This window comes from Nonlabens sp. Asnod3-H03 (genome assembly GCF_045063665.1).
Classification (GTDB): domain Bacteria; phylum Bacteroidota; class Bacteroidia; order Flavobacteriales; family Flavobacteriaceae; genus Nonlabens; species Nonlabens ulvanivorans.
Genome location: NZ_JBEFOD010000008.1, coordinates 657,330 through 676,822, shown reverse-complemented (window position 1 = coordinate 676,822; position 19,493 = coordinate 657,330). Strand labels below are relative to the sequence as shown.

Annotated in this window: 23 protein-coding genes; 6 read left to right on the top strand and 17 right to left on the bottom strand. The window is 35.6% G+C overall.

The window, feature by feature from the left end; translation table 11 throughout:
* Positions 1-125: 125 nt before the first annotated feature.
* Positions 126-1,352, top strand: a complete 1,227-nt coding sequence (gene hflX / locus ACJJVI_RS06325; RefSeq protein WP_405351045.1) for a GTPase HflX — start codon at positions 126-128, stop codon at positions 1,350-1,352.
* A 69-nt stretch (positions 1,353-1,421) separates the two neighbouring features.
* Here hflX and ACJJVI_RS06320 read toward each other — a convergent pair whose 3' ends face one another.
* From ACJJVI_RS06320 to ACJJVI_RS06270, 11 genes are all read right to left on the bottom strand, one after another.
* Positions 1,422-2,348 (bottom strand): DUF3078 domain-containing protein, encoded by a 927-nt coding sequence (locus tag ACJJVI_RS06320; RefSeq protein ID WP_036583067.1) that lies wholly within the window; start codon positions 2,346-2,348, stop codon positions 1,422-1,424.
* Positions 2,349-2,437: 89 nt separating this feature from the next.
* Entirely contained in the window at positions 2,438-2,947 is a 510-nt protein-coding gene (locus ACJJVI_RS06315; RefSeq protein ID WP_405351044.1) for a DUF2480 family protein, read from the bottom strand.
* A gap of 3 nt (positions 2,948-2,950) precedes the next feature.
* Complete coding sequence (locus ACJJVI_RS06310; RefSeq protein WP_006796533.1) at positions 2,951-3,271, bottom strand: iron-sulfur cluster assembly protein; 321 nt, start codon at positions 3,269-3,271, stop codon at positions 2,951-2,953.
* A 2-nt stretch (positions 3,272-3,273) separates the two neighbouring features.
* A complete protein-coding gene (locus tag ACJJVI_RS06305) occupies positions 3,274-3,699 on the bottom strand; it encodes a SufE family protein (protein ID WP_036583073.1) in 426 nt (141 codons plus the stop codon).
* The gene (locus ACJJVI_RS06300) at positions 3,699-4,091 is read right to left on the bottom strand and encodes an META domain-containing protein (RefSeq protein ID WP_405351041.1); all 393 of its coding nucleotides are present in this window, start codon (positions 4,089-4,091) and stop codon (positions 3,699-3,701) included. The genes ACJJVI_RS06305 and ACJJVI_RS06300 overlap by 1 nt, the downstream gene beginning before the upstream one ends.
* Positions 4,092-4,146: 55 nt before the next feature.
* Positions 4,147-5,361: an aminotransferase class V-fold PLP-dependent enzyme gene (locus tag ACJJVI_RS06295; RefSeq protein WP_405351039.1), complete on the bottom strand. Its 1,215-nt coding sequence runs from the start codon at positions 5,359-5,361 to the stop codon at positions 4,147-4,149.
* Between the two features lie 147 nt (positions 5,362-5,508).
* Complete coding sequence (sufD, locus tag ACJJVI_RS06290) at positions 5,509-6,822, bottom strand: Fe-S cluster assembly protein SufD (RefSeq protein ID WP_036583082.1); 1,314 nt, start codon at positions 6,820-6,822, stop codon at positions 5,509-5,511.
* A 117-nt stretch (positions 6,823-6,939) separates the two neighbouring features.
* Positions 6,940-7,692 (bottom strand): Fe-S cluster assembly ATPase SufC, encoded by a 753-nt coding sequence (sufC, locus tag ACJJVI_RS06285; RefSeq protein WP_036583083.1) that lies wholly within the window; start codon positions 7,690-7,692, stop codon positions 6,940-6,942.
* 28 nt (positions 7,693-7,720) lie between these two features.
* On the bottom strand, positions 7,721-8,128 hold the full coding sequence (locus ACJJVI_RS06280) for a component of SufBCD complex (protein ID WP_405351036.1): 408 nt from the start codon (positions 8,126-8,128) through the stop codon (positions 7,721-7,723).
* A 22-nt stretch (positions 8,129-8,150) separates the two neighbouring features.
* Entirely contained in the window at positions 8,151-9,599 is a 1,449-nt protein-coding gene (sufB, locus tag ACJJVI_RS06275) for a Fe-S cluster assembly protein SufB (RefSeq protein ID WP_042269346.1), read from the bottom strand.
* A gap of 108 nt (positions 9,600-9,707) precedes the next feature.
* A complete protein-coding gene (locus ACJJVI_RS06270; RefSeq protein ID WP_036583087.1) occupies positions 9,708-10,037 on the bottom strand; it encodes an iron-sulfur cluster assembly accessory protein in 330 nt (109 codons plus the stop codon).
* Positions 10,038-10,289: 252 nt separating this feature from the next.
* Here ACJJVI_RS06270 and thiL point away from each other — a divergent pair, with 252 nt between their 5' ends.
* Positions 10,290-11,333, top strand: coding sequence for a thiamine-phosphate kinase (gene thiL, locus ACJJVI_RS06265; RefSeq protein WP_348022010.1), 1,044 nt, complete (start codon positions 10,290-10,292; stop codon positions 11,331-11,333).
* Here thiL and ACJJVI_RS06260 read toward each other — a convergent pair.
* A complete protein-coding gene (locus ACJJVI_RS06260; protein WP_036583090.1) occupies positions 11,324-11,569 on the bottom strand; it encodes a hypothetical protein in 246 nt (81 codons plus the stop codon). The two genes, thiL and ACJJVI_RS06260, sit on opposite strands and share 10 nt — an antisense overlap.
* A gap of 92 nt (positions 11,570-11,661) precedes the next feature.
* Positions 11,662-12,405 carry an alpha/beta hydrolase gene (locus ACJJVI_RS06255; RefSeq protein WP_348022011.1) on the bottom strand — a complete coding sequence of 248 codons (744 nt, stop codon included), beginning with the start codon at positions 12,403-12,405 and terminating at the stop codon, positions 11,662-11,664.
* Positions 12,406-12,487: 82 nt separating this feature from the next.
* Between ACJJVI_RS06255 and ACJJVI_RS06250 the strand changes: the two genes are divergently transcribed.
* Positions 12,488-13,834 (top strand): cytochrome c peroxidase, encoded by a 1,347-nt coding sequence (locus ACJJVI_RS06250; protein WP_348022012.1) that lies wholly within the window; start codon positions 12,488-12,490, stop codon positions 13,832-13,834.
* 70 nt (positions 13,835-13,904) lie between these two features.
* The gene (locus ACJJVI_RS06245) at positions 13,905-14,498 is read left to right on the top strand and encodes a TetR/AcrR family transcriptional regulator (protein WP_405351032.1); all 594 of its coding nucleotides are present in this window, start codon (positions 13,905-13,907) and stop codon (positions 14,496-14,498) included.
* 63 nt (positions 14,499-14,561) lie between these two features.
* On the opposite strand, the gene ACJJVI_RS06240 is transcribed toward ACJJVI_RS06245, so the two are convergent.
* From ACJJVI_RS06240 to ACJJVI_RS06230, 3 genes are all read right to left on the bottom strand, one after another.
* Positions 14,562-14,978 carry a hypothetical protein gene (locus ACJJVI_RS06240; RefSeq protein WP_036583100.1) on the bottom strand — a complete coding sequence of 139 codons (417 nt, stop codon included), beginning with the start codon at positions 14,976-14,978 and terminating at the stop codon, positions 14,562-14,564.
* An 11-nt stretch (positions 14,979-14,989) separates the two neighbouring features.
* Positions 14,990-16,012, bottom strand: a complete 1,023-nt coding sequence (locus ACJJVI_RS06235) for an alpha amylase catalytic subdomain protein (protein ID WP_036583102.1) — start codon at positions 16,010-16,012, stop codon at positions 14,990-14,992.
* A gap of 79 nt (positions 16,013-16,091) precedes the next feature.
* The gene (locus ACJJVI_RS06230; RefSeq protein ID WP_317290537.1) at positions 16,092-16,460 is read right to left on the bottom strand and encodes a hypothetical protein; all 369 of its coding nucleotides are present in this window, start codon (positions 16,458-16,460) and stop codon (positions 16,092-16,094) included.
* A 141-nt stretch (positions 16,461-16,601) separates the two neighbouring features.
* Between ACJJVI_RS06230 and ACJJVI_RS06225 the strand changes: the two genes are divergently transcribed.
* Complete coding sequence (locus tag ACJJVI_RS06225) at positions 16,602-17,528, top strand: histone deacetylase (protein ID WP_348022014.1); 927 nt, start codon at positions 16,602-16,604, stop codon at positions 17,526-17,528.
* A gap of 1 nt (position 17,529) precedes the next feature.
* Here ACJJVI_RS06225 and ACJJVI_RS06220 read toward each other — a convergent pair whose 3' ends face one another.
* Complete coding sequence (locus ACJJVI_RS06220) at positions 17,530-17,934, bottom strand: hypothetical protein (protein WP_042295374.1); 405 nt, start codon at positions 17,932-17,934, stop codon at positions 17,530-17,532.
* A 210-nt stretch (positions 17,935-18,144) separates the two neighbouring features.
* Here ACJJVI_RS06220 and ACJJVI_RS06215 point away from each other — a divergent pair, with 210 nt between their 5' ends.
* On the top strand, positions 18,145-19,416 hold the full coding sequence (locus ACJJVI_RS06215; protein WP_405351030.1) for a cystathionine gamma-synthase family protein: 1,272 nt from the start codon (positions 18,145-18,147) through the stop codon (positions 19,414-19,416).
* The last annotated feature ends 77 nt before the right edge of the window (positions 19,417-19,493 follow it).

Sequence of the window (19,493 nt, the reverse complement as noted above, 5' to 3'; positions counted from 1 at the left end):
TTTCAAATCTAATACATCATCACGCAAATTCTCTCACTATAATAAGAATTACTTTAAGCTTTTATTAATTGTAGAGCAGCTCACTGGCAATCTGTTATCTTTGTTAAATAGTTTTAGAACCATAAATGTTAGAAAGAGAAACACACGAATATGAAAAAGCCATTCTAGTAGGAGTGGTTACCCAGCAGCAGACAGAAGAAAAACTTAAAGAATATCTGGATGAGCTAGAATTCTTAGCTTATACAGCAGGCGCTACTATACACAAGCGTTTTTCTCAAAAAATGCAAAAACCTAATCCTAAAACATTTTTAGGATCTGGTAAAATGGAAGATATAAAGGCCTATGTAGATGCTCATAATATTGATACGGTAATCTTTGATGATGAGCTAAGTCCTGCACAGCAAAAGAATATTGAGAAAATTCTAGAAGTTAAAATTATAGATAGAACTTACTTAATCCTAGATATTTTTGCTCAACGTGCAGAGACTAGTTATGCTCGTACACAGGTTGAACTGGCTCAATATGAATACTTACTCCCTAGACTTGTAGGTCTGTGGACTCACCTTGAGAGACAAAAAGGTGGTATCGGAATGCGTGGTCCAGGAGAAACAGAGATTGAGACTGACCGTCGTATCGTACGTGACCGTATAACTTTACTCAAAAAGAAATTACTTACTATTGATAAACAAATGGCTACCCAGCGCGGTAACCGTGGTAAGATGGTACGTGTTGCCTTAGTAGGTTATACAAACGTTGGAAAAAGCACACTAATGAATGTAATTTCAAAAAGTGAGGTTTTTGCAGAAAATAAGTTGTTTGCAACATTAGACACCACAGTACGTAAAGTTGTTGTAAAAAACCTTCCTTTCTTACTGACAGATACTGTAGGTTTTATACGTAAACTACCTACTCAATTAGTAGAATCCTTTAAATCAACGCTTGATGAAGTACGTGAATCTGACTTGTTATTGCATGTAGTAGATATTGCTCATGGTAGTTTTGAAGATCACATCGCATCAGTAAATAAAATATTAAGCGAGATAGACGCTGTGGATAAACCTACTATCATGGTTTTCAATAAAATCGACCAGTACATTGCCGAGGACTATGATCCAGAAGATTTACTTGAAGAAAGGACCAGTGCACATTACTCGCTAGAAGAATGGAAGCGCACCTGGATGGCAAAAATGGGTGAAAACGTTGTCTTTATATCAGCCATTAATAAAGAAAACATAGACACGTTTAAGAAAAAAGTCTATGATCAAGTTAGAGAAATTCATGTAAAAAGATTTCCTTACAATGCTTTCTTATTTCCAGATTGGGAAGACTTAATAGAAACAGAAGAAGAATAAACACTTTTAAAACATGAAAAAGCCCTTAATCCAGTGGATTAAGGGCTTTTTATTTTAGATAAAATTAAATTAGAACTTATAGTTCAAACCTAATAACCAGTATGATTGTAAATCGTTATCTACATTATCAAAATCAAATGTACCTGTAGGATCCTGAGTCGCCGCAAAATTTACAGCCTCTTGATGATTACCTCTTAAACCAAATTCAAAACCTACACCGATGTTTTTCCATAGTGTATAACCGAAAGAGTTGATCCATGTAAAGTTGGATAAGTTAGAGCTCTTATAGCTTTGGAATGTAGAAAGATTACTCTTAAAGTTAATAGCTCCTATTTGTCTTGTATAATCTGCAACGATTTTTGCACCTAAAGAAGATTCAAAAATATCATCACCACTACTGAAAACAAAGTTATAGTTTAAAGGGTGAATCACCACTACAAGGTTATCTAAAGGAGTCCATGTTGCACCAACACCTAGGTCTAGGTATCCAGGATCATTAAAATTGTTAAGTATCGTAGTTCTGTACTCTCCTAATGTAGAAACAGCAAATTTCTCGCTCAACTTGTAACCATATAATGATTGAATATTAAAAACGTCTGTAGCTTCTTGAAAACTATCATCATCTGTAGCGTCATCTCTATCGTCAAACTTTACCCATTGTAAATTCACGTTTAGATTATTTCTCCAGAAATACTTCTCTCTTTTTAAGTTTGCAAATCCGTTTAATGTAACACCTATGTTACCAGAGTTCACATTAGGAGAACCTTGAGAATACCACTTATCAAAACTTGATAAATTTGCTCCTATAGTACCAAAAGCTCCCTTTTTCCAACCTGGAAGTGCATCTATTTGTGCTTGGATAGCATTTGCTCTACCTTGAATTTGAGCAATAGAATCCATTTTTGACGCTTTTAACGCCTTAAGTTCTTCTTCAGTTTGCGCATAAGTACTTACAGTACAAAGTGCAAATGCAAAAAGTAAAATAATTTTTTTCATAATACTAAATTGAAATGTTATGGCGCGAAATTACCATTTAATTAAAAAAAAGGATTGATTGTCTATTAAAAAACAACTCTATCGATAAACTACTTTTTTTTCTTATAAACGGGTACCGCACTACAGGCCTCGCCGTACATTACTGATTTAGCAACACCATGCAGGCGTTCAGTAATCATCATATAAGCAGTTAGAGGAACTGGCTTATGAGAACAGCCTTTTACGATTACAGGCATATCCATGTATGGATCAAGATTTAATTGATTGATAATCGGACTGTATAGACTAGTTTCTAAATCTTCTAATGAGCCCAGCACTACTTTTTTAGCGACACCAGTTAACTCCATTTGCACTAACATCCATGCCCATTGAGGTATAATGGCGTCTGTAGAGCATTTTACTGCTACATAATGATCTTTATAAGCAGTAAAATCTGTGTTTTTTAAGCTTTCGCGAAAGCGTGATTCTACTAACACAATACCTTCCATCAACCATTGAGAAATATCTAGCTCACTGCGCGGCCCCACAGGATAATAGTCTTCTAAGTCGATGACCTGAAGTTTTGAGTTTGCGACTCTATTAATGATCTCGCCTTCCATGTTCTAGAGCATTCCTAGTTCAAGCTTAGCTTCTTCACTCATAAGGTCTTTATTCCATGGTGGATCAAATGTAATTTCCACCTCAGCATCGTTGACTTCTTTGAGAGTTTTTACTTTCTCCTCAACTTCTACTGGTAGCGTTTCTGCTACTGGACAGTTAGGTGAAGTTAATGTCATTAATATTTTAACGTCAGCATCACTGCTCACCATGACATCATATATAAGGCCTAACTCATAGATGTCCACAGGAATTTCTGGGTCATATATGGTTTTTAAAACCTTAACTACTTTTTCTCCTATTTCTTGTCCGTTGATCTCTTCCATAATTAGCTCAATTGAGATTGATATGCTACTGCATACATTTTAAGTTGTTTTATCATGGATACTAATCCATTTGCTCTGGTAGGTGAAAGATGTTCTTTTAAACCTATTTGATCTATAAAAGCCGTGTCTGCTGCGATAATATCTGCTGGTTTCTGACCAGACCACGCTCTAATAAGTATTGCAATAATTCCTTTAGTAATAATCGCATCGCTGTCCGCACTAAATTTTACTTTATCTTCTTCAAGATCTGCATGTACCCAAACTTTAGACTGACAACCTTTTATGATATTATCTTCGGTTTTGTACTGCTCATCTATAACAGGAACGCTTTTCCCTAGATCTATCATGTATTCATAGCGGTCCATCCAGTCGTCAAACATGGCAAACTCTTCTACGATTTCGTTCTGTATGTCTTGAATGCTAGCCATTATTGTTTTACTGCTGTAATTATAATATCGCCTGATGCGTTTAAAAGTTCTAATCCTTCTTTAGTAGGGCTTACTTCAACAACCTTTGCAAGATGACTCATATAATCTCTCTCGATCTCATTCACATCTCTACACATCATTTTAGTTCCCATTAAAGGACCGATAGTCACTTTTCCTTTCCCTAAGTACTCAAAAGAACCACTATAGTTGTTACATGCTGACTTACCAGATATGCGATTCTCTTCTCCCATCTCAATGGTTAATGTGATATCATGTTCTGAATAATCATTTTCTCCTACCAGTACAACGTCATAACTACCTGCAACATCTTGTTCATCACAACTGGTTAATGTAAAAAGTGTTAGACTAAAAAGTAATGTAAATATTCTCATTTTAATATGTTTTAAGGTATACTGATTAAGTAGTCTTCAAAGATAATGAAGTCTATTAAGACAGCATACTTACTGCACGTTGCAAAGCCTGTACCATAATATCTATTTCTTCTTTAGTATTATAAAATGCAAAACTTGCTCTTACCGTACCAGGTATTGAATAGCGTTCCATAACTGGTTGTGCACAATGATGTCCTGTTCTTACCGCAATACCTAGTTTATCCACAATCGTCCCTATATCATAAGGATGTAGTGTGGTTACATTAAAACTTATTACTGCAGCCTTATTTACTACATCTCCGTAAATTTTGAGGCCTTCGATAGCCTTTAACTGTTCCGTTGCATATATTAATAACTCGTGCTCATAAGCAGCGATGTTATCCATACCTAATTCATTAAGATAATCCACAGCAGCACCTAAAGCAATTCCACCTGCGATATTAGGTGTTCCGGCTTCAAACTTATGTGGTAATCCTGCATAGGTAGTATGCTCAAATGTCACTTGATCTATCATCTCTCCACCACCTTGATATGGTGGTAATGCGTTTAACGCCTCTTCTTTACCATATAGGATCCCTATTCCTGTCGGACCACACATTTTATGTCCAGACATGGTATAAAAATCTGCATCAAGCGCTTGCATATCTAACTTCATATGACCACAAGATTGTGCGCCATCTATTAAAGTCATTGCACCGTATTTGTGTGCGCCTTTAATAATCTCTTCTACTGGATTAGTAACACCTAGTGCGTTAGACACATGATTAACAACGACAAAAGCTGTTTTATTATTCAGCAGTCCTTCATAAGCTTGCATATCTAGCTCACCGCTGTCCAATACGGGTATTACTTTTAAGGTAGCGCCTACTCGTTCACAAAGCATTTGCCAGGGAACAATATTAGAATGATGCTCTACTGCGCTTACAATGATCTCATCATCTTTTTTCACAAAGACGTGGGCACCACTCGCAACAGCATTAATACTATGTGTATTTCCAGAGGTAATAATTACCTGTTTTGCTTGAGGAATATTGAAAAAAGCCCTCACTTTTTCTCTTGCTTCCTCATACAAATCTGTTGCTTCCTGACTTAACGCATGAACACCACGGTGGATGTTTGCATTATATAAGGTATAATACTCAACGATTTTATCAATGACCTGTTGCGGTTTTTGAGAAGTCGCAGCGTTATCAAAATAAACTAACGGTCGCCCATTTACCTCACGATTAAGGATAGGAAAATCAGCTCTTATTTTTTGAATATCTAACATATCACAAAGGTACGATGCGGACTGGGAAAGAGGTATTATTTAAGGAATTATTAGAAGAGTAATTCATATACTTTGAAAATCATTCATCTAAAAAAAATGCCTTGTCATAAAACAAGGCATTTTTTTTAAAATTGAAATAGACAATCACTATAAATCAAACCCAATCTCTACACCTAGCTTCTTTGCAATAAGCTTTGTGATGCGAGATTTAATTTCAGGAATTTTTACACTTTCTAGTACGCTATTTGCAAAAGCAAACATCAATAAGGCACGTGCTTCCTTTTTACCAATTCCACGAGATTGCATGTAAAATAGGGCATCTTCATCAAGCTGACCGATGGTACAACCATGTGAACATCTTACATCGTCTGCAAAAATCTCTAGTTGTGGCTTTGCGTTGATGGTAGCCTTATCGCTTACTAATATATTATTGTTTTGCTGGAACGCGTTAATTTTTTGCGCTACTTTATCTACGAGAACTTTACCATTAAAAACTCCTACAGCTTTATCGTCAAAAATTTGCTTGTACTGCTGGTAACTCTCACAATTAGGTGCTGTGTGATGTACTAGTGTAGAATGATCTACGTGTTGTTTTCCTTCTATAATTGTAACTCCGTTAAGAATAGAATTACAGTGCTCACCACGTTGATAAAAATTCAAGTTGTTTCTAGTTAAAGCTCCACCAAAAGAAAACGTATGCAAACGCACTTCACTATCTGATTTTTGCTCTACACTGGTATGATCGATAAGTGATGCATTAAGATGATCGTTCTGGATTTTATAATAATCCACCATGGCACGCTTATCTGCAAAAATCTCAGTAACACTATTAGTCAATACTTGATTATCACTTAAACTTTGGTGACGCTCTATAATTTGCACTTGAGAATTCTCTCCTACTACCACTAGATTACGTGGCTGTGTCATTAAAGTACTCTCATTACCAGTAGAAAAGTATACAACTTCTATAGGTTTTTCTACCGCTATGTTTTTCCCAATGCTTATGTAAGCACCTTCTCTTGCAAATGCTGTGTTTAAAGATGTTAATCCATCCTTAGGCGCAAGTTTATTGTAATAAGCCTCAATAACAGGACTATATTTCGGATTATTTAAGGCACTAGACATTAAACAAACGTCAAATTTATCGTGTGTAGTCTCAGATAAATGCGAGCTATAAATCCCATCTATAAAAATCACACGATACGCATCTATTTGATGGATTAAATATGGTTTAATATCTCCATATTCAATAGCAGATTCTTTCTTTGGGAAAAGACTATAATCTTTATTAAATAGAGATTTCAGCGATGTATATTTATATGCCTCTTCTTTACGTTGCGGAATGCCCAACTCTTCAAAAGACGCTAGCGCCTCATTACGCAATTGATGTGCATACGTTTCTGTATCGACTTCATTTTCTAAAGCGATAAAAGAAGATAATATTTTGTCTTTAAAACTCATGATTTGTTGTTTTCACGCTTTTATTATTTGTTGCAACTACATTTCTTTAATGTCAGCTTTCGCGAAAGCGAAATAATAAAAACTACACTATTAATTACTAGACCTTAAAGCTGAGTACTAAGCCTCTACTTCTTCTTTAATCCAGTCATAACCGCGCTCTTCTAATTCTTGAGCTAGTTCTTTTCCTCCTGATTTCACGATACGTCCTTTATAAAGTACGTGTACAAAATCTGGCACGATATAATCTAATAAACGCTGGTAGTGAGTAATCACGATAGTGGCATTATCCTCACTGCGCAATTTATTTACACCATTTGCTACGATACGTAGGGCATCGATATCAAGACCTGAATCTGTCTCATCTAATATCGAAAGTTTAGGATCTAACATTGCCATCTGGAAAATCTCGTTACGTTTCTTTTCTCCACCAGAAAAACCTTCATTTAGAGAACGAGATAAGAATTTGCGATCTATCTCTAGCATCTCAGACTTTTCACGGATCATCTTTAACATATCACCAGCCTTCATTTCTTCTTTACCTTGAGCCTTGCGCGTCTCGTTGATAGCAGTTTTCATGAAATTAGTAACTGATACTCCAGGGATTTCAATAGGATACTGAAATGATAAAAAGACACCTTTATGTGCTCTTTCTTCTGGATCAAGCTCAGATATTTCCTCGTTTTCTAATTCAATAGAACCACCAGTCATCTCGTACTCTTCACGTCCTGCAATCACATTTGCTAGAGTAGATTTACCAGAACCGTTAGGTCCCATAATAGCATGAACCTCACCAGCTTTTACTTCTAGATTGATTCCTTTTAATATTTCTTTATCCTCTATTGAGGCATGCAAGTCTTTGATCTTTAACATAGCTGTTATTTAACTTCTTGTATCTGTATTAATTGATGGGCGCAACTACGGCAGCACTTGTTGCTGGTGTTACTTCTATTATTTCTTTTATGATAAGCATTTGTTCCCAGCCTTCACCTGTTTCTAGCAACAATGGATTAGGCACTAATTCTCCTTTAAGAATTACATTTACCATATCAAATTTTGTCTTTTGTAAAGGTAACGCCAGTTCATGGAGCTGCTTTAACTTATCATCTATGCGTACGGCATAAATTTCGTTTTTACTAGTAAGGACTGCGGCGTCCTCTAATAAAATAAACTCACCTTCATAGGTGTTTTCATCTTCTACAAATGACGTGCTTATGTCCTCTGTGGTTGCAACATCCAACGGTTGCTCCTGATTTTTACAAGAGACTGTTGCAATTATTATAAAACATAAAACGAGTAATCGTTTCATAATTAATGGTTTTTGAAATGTTCTATCCTACCGATCCTTCTAGGCTTATTTCTAATAATTTTTGAGCTTCTACTGCAAACTCCATAGGTAGTTTATTTAATACTTCTTTAGAGAATCCATTTACAATAAGTGCAATGGCTTTTTCTGTATCAATACCACGCTGGTTGCAGTAAAAAATTTGATCTTCACCTATTTTACTCGTTGTCGCTTCGTGTTCTACTTTTGAAGTACTGTTACTATTTTCAATGTATGGGAATGTATGTGCACCGCACTCATTACCCATTAACAAACTATCACATTGTGAAAAGTTACGAGCATTTGTAGCACGTGAATTGATTTTTACGAGTCCTCGATAAGAGTTTTGCGATTTTCCGGCACTAATCCCTTTAGAAATAATAGTTGACTTAGTGTTTTTACCTAAGTGAACCATCTTAGTTCCAGTATCTGCTTGCTGAAAATTATTAGTCACCGCGATGGAGTAAAACTCACCAACTGAGTTATCTCCTTTAAGAACACAGCTAGGATACTTCCATGTTACAGCACTACCGGTCTCTACTTGAGTCCATGAGATTTTTGCATTTTTCTCACATAGTCCACGCTTAGTTACAAAGTTGAAAACACCACCTTTTCCTTCGGCATTACCTGGATACCAGTTCTGTACGGTAGAGTATTTAATTTCTGCGTCATCTAGTGCGATTAACTCCACACATGCAGCGTGTAATTGATTTTCATCACGACTAGGCGCAGTACAACCTTCTAAGTAAGAAACATAACTTCCTTCATCTGCAATTACTAGTGTTCTTTCAAATTGTCCTGTTCCACCTTCATTAATACGGAAGTATGTAGAAAGTTCCATAGGACACTTAACACCTTTAGGTATATAACAGAATGATCCATCAGAGAATACAGCACTATTCAATGCTGCATAGTAATTATCACTTTGTGGAATTATAGTACCAAGATATTTTTTTACAAGCTCTGGATGTTCTTGTATTGCTTCAGAAATGGGGCAGAAAATAATACCTTTCTCTGCTAGCGTTTTCTTAAATGTAGTTGCTACAGATACTGAGTCTACTACAATATCCATGGCAACACCGGCAAGCTTCTTTTGCTCATCAAGTGAAATTCCTAATTTTTTGAACGTTTCTAATAATTCTGGATCAACCTCATCAAGGCTATCATATTTAGGCTTAGAATTAGGTGCACTGTAATAAGAAATGGCTTGTAAATCTGGTTTTTCGTAATTTACATTTGCCCAATCTGGCTCTTCCATTTCAATAAACACACGATATGCCTGTAGTCTCCAGTCAAGCATCCATTGTGGCTCATTCTTTTTGGCAGATATGATACGTATCACTTCTTCACTAAGTCCGATAGGAATAGTGTCTGATTTAATATCGGTATAGAAGCCGTACTCGTACTCTTTATTCTGGAGTTCTTTTTCTAATTCTTCTTCTGTGTACTTAGACATAATGCTATGTTTAAAGTTCATAAAACAGCTACACTGTATAATTTGAACTTCTTATTTATTAATTATTGAACAGTAGCGCTTTCACAATACTATTCTACTTATTTAGGCTTATAGAGAAAAACTTTCTCCACATCCACAAGTTCTTTGTGCATTAGGGTTATTGAAGACAAAGCCTTTACCGTTCAAACCACCGCTAAATTCAAGCGTCGTCCCAACGAGATATAAAAAGCTTTTTTTATCAACCACAATGCGCACGTCATTTGCTTCAAAAATCTTATCCGTGTCTGTAGTTGTCTTATCAAATGTTAGATCGTAAGATAAACCACTACAACCTCCACTTTTAACACCTACGCGCACATAATCATTACCTATAGCAAATCCATCCTCACTCATTAATTGAGTAAGCTTAATTTTTGCCGTATCTGATACATTTATCATATGCTTAAAATCCTTATTTAAAATGACTACAAATATACAACAGCCATTTTTGAACATTGCCCTATTCAATTTATAAAATGCATGATTGTATGTCCAATATCTATAGTTTAACAGTTCTTTATATAATCAAGTGCTAACATATCTATTTTTCAATAGCTTAAAGCTCAAATTATACTTTGAAATTTAAAAAAACATCAACTCTTTTCTATCTGTTTTATAATTAAGATGTTTAATTCATTGTAATTTTGCAGCATGATAGAAGATAAAAATCCACAACGTACGTCGATTGAAAATTTAGGTGAATTTGGTTTAATTGATCACATCACACAAAATGTTGAACTTAATCAAGATTCTACCTTAAAAGGTATAGGCGATGATGCTGCTGTTATCAATCATACAGCATCTACTGTGGTCACCACAGATATGCTTGTAGAAGGTATTCACTTTGATTTAAGTTATGTTCCTCTAAAACACTTAGGTTACAAAGCTGTTATGGTTAATTTATCTGATCTTTATGCGATGAATGCGGTACCTACCCAAATAACCGTATCCATAGCTATGTCTAATCGTTTTCCTGTAGAAGCCGTTGAAGAGCTTTATAATGGTATCAAACTGGCATGTAAAATCTACAATGTAGATTTAATAGGTGGAGACACTACTGCTTCTCAAAGTGGTTTGATTATCTCTATTACTGCAATAGGAGAACAAAAGGAAGATGATATTATATACCGCTCAGGTGCTGGAGATAATGATTTACTAGTCGTTAGTGGAGATATAGGCGCCGCTTATATGGGATTACAAATCCTAGAGCGCGAGAAAGCTGTTTATAAAGCAAACCCAAATAATCAACCAGATGTTGAAGCCTATAGCTATTTATTAGAACGACAGCTTAAACCTGAAGCTCGTAAAGACATCCCTAAGCTACTCAAAGAACTAGATGTGAAACCTACGAGTATGATTGATTTATCCGATGGTTTAAGTTCTGAAGTTATTCATTTATGTAAAAACTCTAATGTAGGAATGAAGCTCTATGAAGAAAAACTTCCATTAGACCCTACGGTAATAACGGCTTGTGAAGAATTTAATTTAGACAGTACAACGATTGCACTTAGTGGTGGCGAGGACTATGAATTATTATTTACGGTAAAACAAGAAGACTTCCCTAAAATTAAAGCAAATCCTAGCTTAAGCATCATAGGACATGCTGTACCCAACGGTGAAGGAATTCATTTAATCACCAGATCAGGCGAGCAAATACCTATTAAAGCAATGGGCTGGAATAGTTTTCAAGAATAAAAACCTAATTCACGTCTGTTTTTCTTAACCGCAAGGTCATTGAGAGCACGATTAATACGAGAATATTGATCATTTAACGGAACGATATTACCATAAATATTTGTGGTCATTTGCTTTCCACATTTTACGCAACACATTTCTTGTATGCGGTCATTTACTTGATGAGTAACTTGTAGTTTATGTCCTGTAAAAGAGCATATAGCTGCAGCCTTGATAGGGGAAAAAGATTTTGACATTTGGCTAGTTATTTAAACGAAAGTTGGTTGAACTTCATTTTACTACGACCAATGTAAAAAATATAATTCAAATAAACGATAAAACACTTAATTTAATCGATAAAATGCATATTGCTTACGATTTCACTAGGATGAGTAAGTAATAACATGTGTCCACCTTCAATACTTACACCAGCATAAAGCTCTTGGCTTAACTCGGCCTCGATAATAGATTTTTCAATAACAGTATCACGATTTCCATAGATGTATTGAACGGGCACATCAACATGTCCGAGCTGTGATGGACGATCTCTCATCGCACGCAACGCCGCCATTACAGCTTCTAGAGTAATCTCTTGAGATTCAATCCTCATATTTTCAATAATAGCCTTATAAATTACATGTTCTTGAGGCGTAAAAAGATTATTAATAGCCATAGATACATAGGCATTTTGAAAGCGATCAATTAGTTGGATTGCACGATCTCGCATCATTTTACGGGCTACACTATCAGGTCCCATAATACTGTTCAATAATGTTAAAGAATAAAGTTGTTGAGGATACGCTTTCGCGAAAGCAGATCCTACATAACCACCCATACTATGACCTATAAAATGTACCTTATGAATATCATTTTCCATCAAAAATTGTGAGATTTCAAAAGCCAGATCATCGATAGAGTATTGCGATACCATAGGAGATTCACCATGACCAGGTAATTCAACATGTATAATATTATAGCTGTTTTCTAATAATTTTGCCACCGTATTCCACTGGCTTTTACTACCTAAAAAACCGTGTAAAAGTAGTACACTAGGCTTATTTGAGGACTTATAGTAATAGGTCATTTTCTTCATAAATGCAATATAATACCTGTTCTCTCTCTAGTTCTAATATTTTGTTAATTTTACACTGATCTAAAGCAATACCTTTTCTTTAATGAAACAAATTTATTTTCTTCTTCTAATCAGTTTTACAGTCATGTCATGTCAAAATGATATTGATGATTACCAAGTTGCAAAATCTGAACTGGATATTAGACTGGAAGAACTATTATTAGAAAAATCTGAAGGTCAAGGAATCAACTTTTTTATTCTACCTGAAAGCGATGACTATGCGTCTATACCACAAGACCCATTGAACCCAATAACCAAAGAAAAAGTAGAGTTAGGTAAATTATTACTACATGAAACAGCTAGTGGTGGTAATCCAAAAATGGATGTTATGGCTGGCACTTATGCTTGTGCATCCTGTCATCCTGTAGCTTCTAGCTTTTACTCTGGTAGACGTCAGGGAATAGGTGAAAGCGGCAGTGGATTTGGTGCAGCAGGAGAAAGTCGCGCTTTTGATTTAACCATGCCATTAGACTCTATAGACCTGCAACCTATAAGAGTACCTACTTTACTTAATGTAGCTTATCAAGATGTTGCTTTATGGAATGGTATGCTAGGTGGATCAGGAACTAATGCTGGCACACAATCTCAATGGAGTGACATTCCTGAAAACCACTTAGGATTTCAAGGTCTAGAAATTCAAGGTATGGTAGGACAGGATACTCATAGATTGCAAATAGATGAAAATTTTGCTGATACTTATGGCTATAAAGAAATGTTTGATAGAGCCTTTAGCAATACACAATCTTTTGAAAGATACTCACGAAAGACCGCTGCTCTTGCTCTTGCGGCATTCAATAGAACATTACTATCTAATCGTGCACCATGGCAAGATTATCTTAAAGGTGATTATGCAGCCTTAAGTGAACGAGAAAAAAGAGGAGCTATTTTATTTACTGGCAAAGCAGATTGCATGAACTGTCATACAGGACCAGCTTTAAAAGATCAAGATTTTCACGCATTCGGTTTTGGTCATTTTGATGATAGTAATGACGCTGTAGTATTGGATGATGCTAATTTTGATAATGTAAAAAAAGGTCGTGGTGGTTTTACTAATAACCCTTCAGACGATTATAAATTTAAAACTCCTACACTGTACAATTTAAGAGATGCTAATTTCTATGGACATGGTGGTACATTTAATAGTATTGAAGAGGTTATACGTTATAAATTATCGAGTCAAGTACAGGATAATAACGTTCCTTTATCTCAAATTGCTAGTGAAAAAGGAGCAGTTACACTAACTGAAGAAGAGATTCAAGATTTAATATTCTTTGTCGAGAATAGTCTCTACGACTCTTATCTCACCAGATATGTACCAGAGACCGTGTTATCTGGAAATTGTTTTCCTAATGCAGACGTCCAATCTAAAATAGACTTAGGATGCGAGTAGTTAATAACTATGTGCAAATCTGATCCTTAAAACCTAATGTAAGTGAAATACCAAGCGGTATCTTTATCGCATGAGAAATCCACAGCTTACTAAAGACATTATCATAAAGGAGAGCGCTGACCTTTTTAATACTAAAGGCTATAAAGCAACATCATTAAGCGATATAACCACAGCTACAGGCTTTACAAAAGGTGCAATCTACAAGCATTTTAAAAATAAAGAAGACTTAGAACAACAAGCCTTGCGTAGTTTAAGCAAAAGAATGTTTGATATTCTTAACATAGATCTCAAGAATGCATCAGATTTTACTTCAAAAATGAACGTAATATTTAATTTTTTTGAGAATTACCTAGATAATCCGCCTTACTCTGGAGGATGTCCTTTAATGAACAGTGCCTGCGAAAGCGATGATCTAGATGCTGGTTTAAGACAGCAGTCATTTGGTATGCTTGTCACTTTTAAAACAACTATTAAAAGAATTTTTGATAAGGCACTTAAAAATAACCACATAAAATCTAGCGTAGATTCTGATCAATTAACTGCCGTCTATATAGCAACCTTAGAAGGAGCTATTATGATGAGTAAATTAGAACGTAATAATGATGCTTTAGTAAAAAGCATCTCCTATTTAAAAACGGTGAATAGTGATTTAATATCAAAATAAAAACCCTAATAACTAGAATTATAAACTATAGTTATTAGGGTTATTGTATTGCTGAAAAATCTACTACTTGAGCATGGCTTGCGCCTCATCAATTACTCTTAGCGTTCTTACTTTAAGTTCCTCAATCTCTTCATGCTCTTCTTTTAAAACATCTAACTGTTTATTAACTGCATTTACATCTTTAGGAAGCTTATAATCATAAGGAAACTTCTCAGAATAGTCTCTCATCCATGTCATCATATCATCATGCGCTTTCTGAAGTTCGCTTTTTTTAGACATGATCAAATCAGTGTTAGTAGAGTCCATTTTCTTACTTAATTGATTGCTTAAATCCATTAAGTCACCCATTTTAGGCATAATTACATCATGCGCCTCCATAGATTGTTGCTTTAAATTATCAAAAGCGACCTGTTGTTCTTTGAGCTCATCATTACATGAGGCTAAAAGAGCTAATAATATTAATGTCCAAAGTGATTTCATCTTATACTTGTTTAAAAAGAATATTGTAAGCCTACAGTGATAACATCTTGATTCTTAAGTTGTACACCATTTAGATTCTGTTGTAAAGGTAAGGCATATTCAAATCCTAAACGAGCACCTTTTAATAATTCTGGCGCATAAATATTAAATCCAAAACCAGCATTTAAAGCGTCGTAACCAGAGTTAGAAGTATCTGCAGTTATAACCATTGCCGGATTCAAATCAGGATTAGCTCCTCTAATGCCGCCTTGTATAAGTCCTTGCAACCTACCAGAAACACTCAACCAGTTAGTTGCACGATACGCAATCCAGTTGTTCCAGCCTAGTTGATTCCCTAGTCTATAATCATTTTCATTTTCACCTGTACGGAAAACACCTCTTAATTGAGAACCCCAAGAAAAATAATCTGACTGACCTAAGTAAGTAACAGCAGTAATGGCATCATAAGTACCACTGCCTATTTGCATAGGGTAAGGTAATATCACCTCATTACCCATACTAGCAGGCGTTACATCTTTGTTATCAATAGTTCCCGTAGGTATGGATAAACCTATCTGTGCATGCCACTTATGTGAATCTGTATCTATAAATTTATACATCGCAGATACGGATAGATCTCCAAAACCAGAAGATTCTGTAGTAAACATTCCACCCATAGCTGTCAAATGATCCATGGTCATGTCCATATACATTCCCATAGCCATAAGTGTTAAACGGTCAGTAGGCGCATACATAGCTCCTATCATATGCATATTCATAGGCATCTCAGTAGGCGTTACCATATAATCTCCACCATTAGGCAATAAAACTGATTCATTAGTAACGTCATCATTTGCGCGACGCAAATCTTCCATAGTAGTGGTAGAAAAACGATAAGACACCATCCATTCTCCTTTATTATGAGTATGATCTCCCATAACTGAGATAGGTGCATGCCCATCTGGTCTGTTTGTTGTATAAGAGGTTGTGTTATTATCTTGAGCAAGCATTAAAGTACTTGCACATAATGCTATAATTAATTGTATTTTTTTCAATGTGTTGAGTTTTGTGACCACAGTGTGGCCTTAATAAATAAGTAATGTTATCGCATTAAAGCGATAGAAGAATAAGTGCTTATGTATTGTAAACTCGTGGTGGCGGCTTTATAACGTCCTGAAATCCTATTTTTAATATATATGAATAAGGCTTATTTCCTCTCTTAACGATAACTTCATAAGATGGAACGATATACAAAACCACATCTTGATAATATAACGGACAAAAAGCTTCAATCAACATTGAGATCGCTTGCTCTTTAGAATCCGTTCTGGATTGAGCTTGTTGCAGTTTAAGCGTTTTAGCTAGATAACACTTTCCATCGCAATTAAGCTCTGGCCTATCCGTGTTTTCACAATACTGCTCAATAATCATATCAATATTCATCTCATAGTATGCATAGCAGCCTACTTGATAAACAGGTCGCAAGCTGAATAGCGTTAACAATATGATACTTAATGCTGACTTGATATGATTAATTTTTGTGCAAATTTAATACCTAACACCTATACAATAGTTTAAAAATTATAAAGAATATGGTAATCATCTTGTGCTTAAATTTGAAGTATTCTAAATAATGTCGGTTTCTTGAATTTCCCTATTGCCTTTCATCCTATTTATAAACATCCTTTACCAGATGGCCATCGTTTTCCTATGGTAAAATATGAGCTATTACCACAGCAACTTTTACTAGAAGGAACCGCAAATCAGACAGATTTTTTTGAGCCCAGTAAACTATGTGGTGATATAGATGTATTACGTGTTCATACTTCAGAGTACTTAAAAAACCTTAAGGCCTTAAATCTAGACCGTAAAGCAGCACGCAAATTGGGTTTTCCATTAAACAATCAGCTAGTAGAAAGAGAATTATACATAGCTCAAGGTACAATTGATGGTTGCATAAAGGCATTTGAATACAACATTGCAATGAATATCGCTGGTGGCACACACCATGCTTACACAGATCATGGTGAAGCATTTTGTTTACTAAATGATCAGGCAATCGCTGCTAGATACTTACAACATCATCAGCTAGCAGATAAAATTCTGATTGTAGATCTGGACGTTCATCAAGGAAATGGAACTGCTGAAATCTTCCAAAATGACGATAGCGTATTCACATTTTCCATGCACGGCGCAGGTAATTATCCGTTTAAAAAGGAGTTGTCTGACCTAGATATCGCCTTACCAGATCATACTGATGACAGTAGTTATCTCAATGAACTTCATCATATTCTGCCTGATTTAATTGCTCAAGAACAGCCCGATTTCATTTTCTACCTGTGTGGTGTAGATGTACTAGAAACAGACAAGTTAGGCAGGCTAGGTATGACTCTAGATGGTTGTAAAAAAAGGGATGAGTTTGCTTTGTCCGCTTTCGCGAAAGCGAGAACAAAAAATAATAACCGCATCCCAATACAATGCAGTATGGGCGGCGGTTACTCTCCTGATATTAAATTAATCATTGAAGCACATGCTAACACCTATAGAGTAGCACGAGATATTTTTACTTAGACTATCGCAACCAGGCTTTAGAAGCGGCGCTGCGAGCAAATAGCCAAAGACAAATGGACAACAAAGGAACACTTAAGAAGAAAAACTTATCTGAGGTGTTGATAATACCCCATGAGCCATTAAAGAAATTAAAGCTAGTTGTTATAATAACCGCAAATAACGATACTAAAGATAGTATTACCGCTAGTTTTCTTTTAAATAACAACATTATACAAGCTAATAGTCCAGCAAATACAGCTATTCCATAAACATACATATACCAACCAGGTCTTGATTGATATAACTCTTGTTGTTGTTCAGTCATTTGCTCCATCATTATATCGGGTGCTGCCATTTCTGTGGACCATGCGCCTATTCCCATAAGATTCCATAGTAAAAAGATAATAGCGAGTACCCAGAACCACATCTGGGGTTTTGAACTGTAAGGCATAATTAATTGGTTTTATAGGTTGAAACCTTAAAGTTAAGAAAATCTTAAATAACAAAAATGTAGGTCTTACATTACGGAATTATCATTTTATAGACTTTCTAATAGGATTCATAAAAAAATCGCTTACGAAATCGATTGAATCCTCAAAAAAAAGTACATTAGGATTAGTTTTAAACAGCCAACATTATGAAAGATTCTATGAAACCCGAAAGCCTAATGATGTCCTACGGTTATAAACCTGAATTATCTGAAGGCGCTATTAAATGTCCTATATTTTTAACTTCTACCTTTGTCTTTAAAAATGCAGAAGAAGGCAAAGCATTTTTTGAACTCGCCTATGGAAAGCGTGATAAATTGCCAGGTGAGGAAATGGGATTGATATATAGTCGTATCAATAATCCAGACCTAGAAATTCTAGAAAACAGACTACGTTTATGGGATAAAGCAGATGATTGCGCAGTTTTTGAAAGTGGCATGAGCGCCATATCGACTGTTCTTATGGAGTTTTTAGAACCAGGACAAGTGTTGCTGTACAGTTCACCTACCTATGGTGGAACAGATCATTTCATCAATCACTTTTTACCTAAATACGGTATCCATTCTCTAGGTTTTAAATCTGGAATGAGTAAAGATGACATTATCAAACTGGTAGAAGATGCTGGATATGCAGATAAAGTGGCGCTTATGCATATTGAAACACCTGCAAATCCTACTAATGCTTTAATAGATATTGAAATGTGTCGAGAAATTGCCGATCATTTTTCAACAAGTGATAAAAAAGTCCTCGTAGGTGTCGATAATACTTATATGGGACCATTATGGCAGCATCCATTACAATTAGGTGCCGATATCGTCATGTACAGCGCCACAAAATATATAGGTGGACATAGCGACTTGATTGCTGGTGCCGTATTAGGTAATGCAGAGATTATGCATCGTGTTAAGGTTCTACGAACTTTCTTAGGAAACATGGCTTCTCCACATACAGGCTGGATGTTAATGCGCAGTCTGGAAACTCTAAAAATACGTATGGAGCAACAGCAACGCAATGCTATAGAGGTTGCTAACTTTTTAAAAGGCCATAAAAAAATCACTAAGCTCAATTACCTAGGTTTAATACAACCAGATGCTCCAGATTATAAAATCTACAAAAAACAATATGACGGACCAGGCGCCATGATTAGTTTTGAAATTAAAGGCGGAGAGAAAGAAGCATTTAAATTCTTGAACTCGTTGAGATTAATACGCCTTGCAGTAAGTTTAGGTGGAACAGAAAGTCTTGCAGAACATCCACGTTCTATGACGCACGCAGGCGTAGATGAAAATCACGCAGAATCTATAGGCCTCACGCATTCACTTGTGCGCTTATCGATAGGTGTAGAAAACAGCGATGACCTTATTGCCGATGTAAAACAAGCGCTTGAAGAAGTAAGGATATCAGAAAATGTGATAGTTTAGTTGGATTTGGATTGTTTTGGCATTTTCTTTGCCTAGTGTACTAAGAATTACCACGACACGTTATTAAAATAAATAAA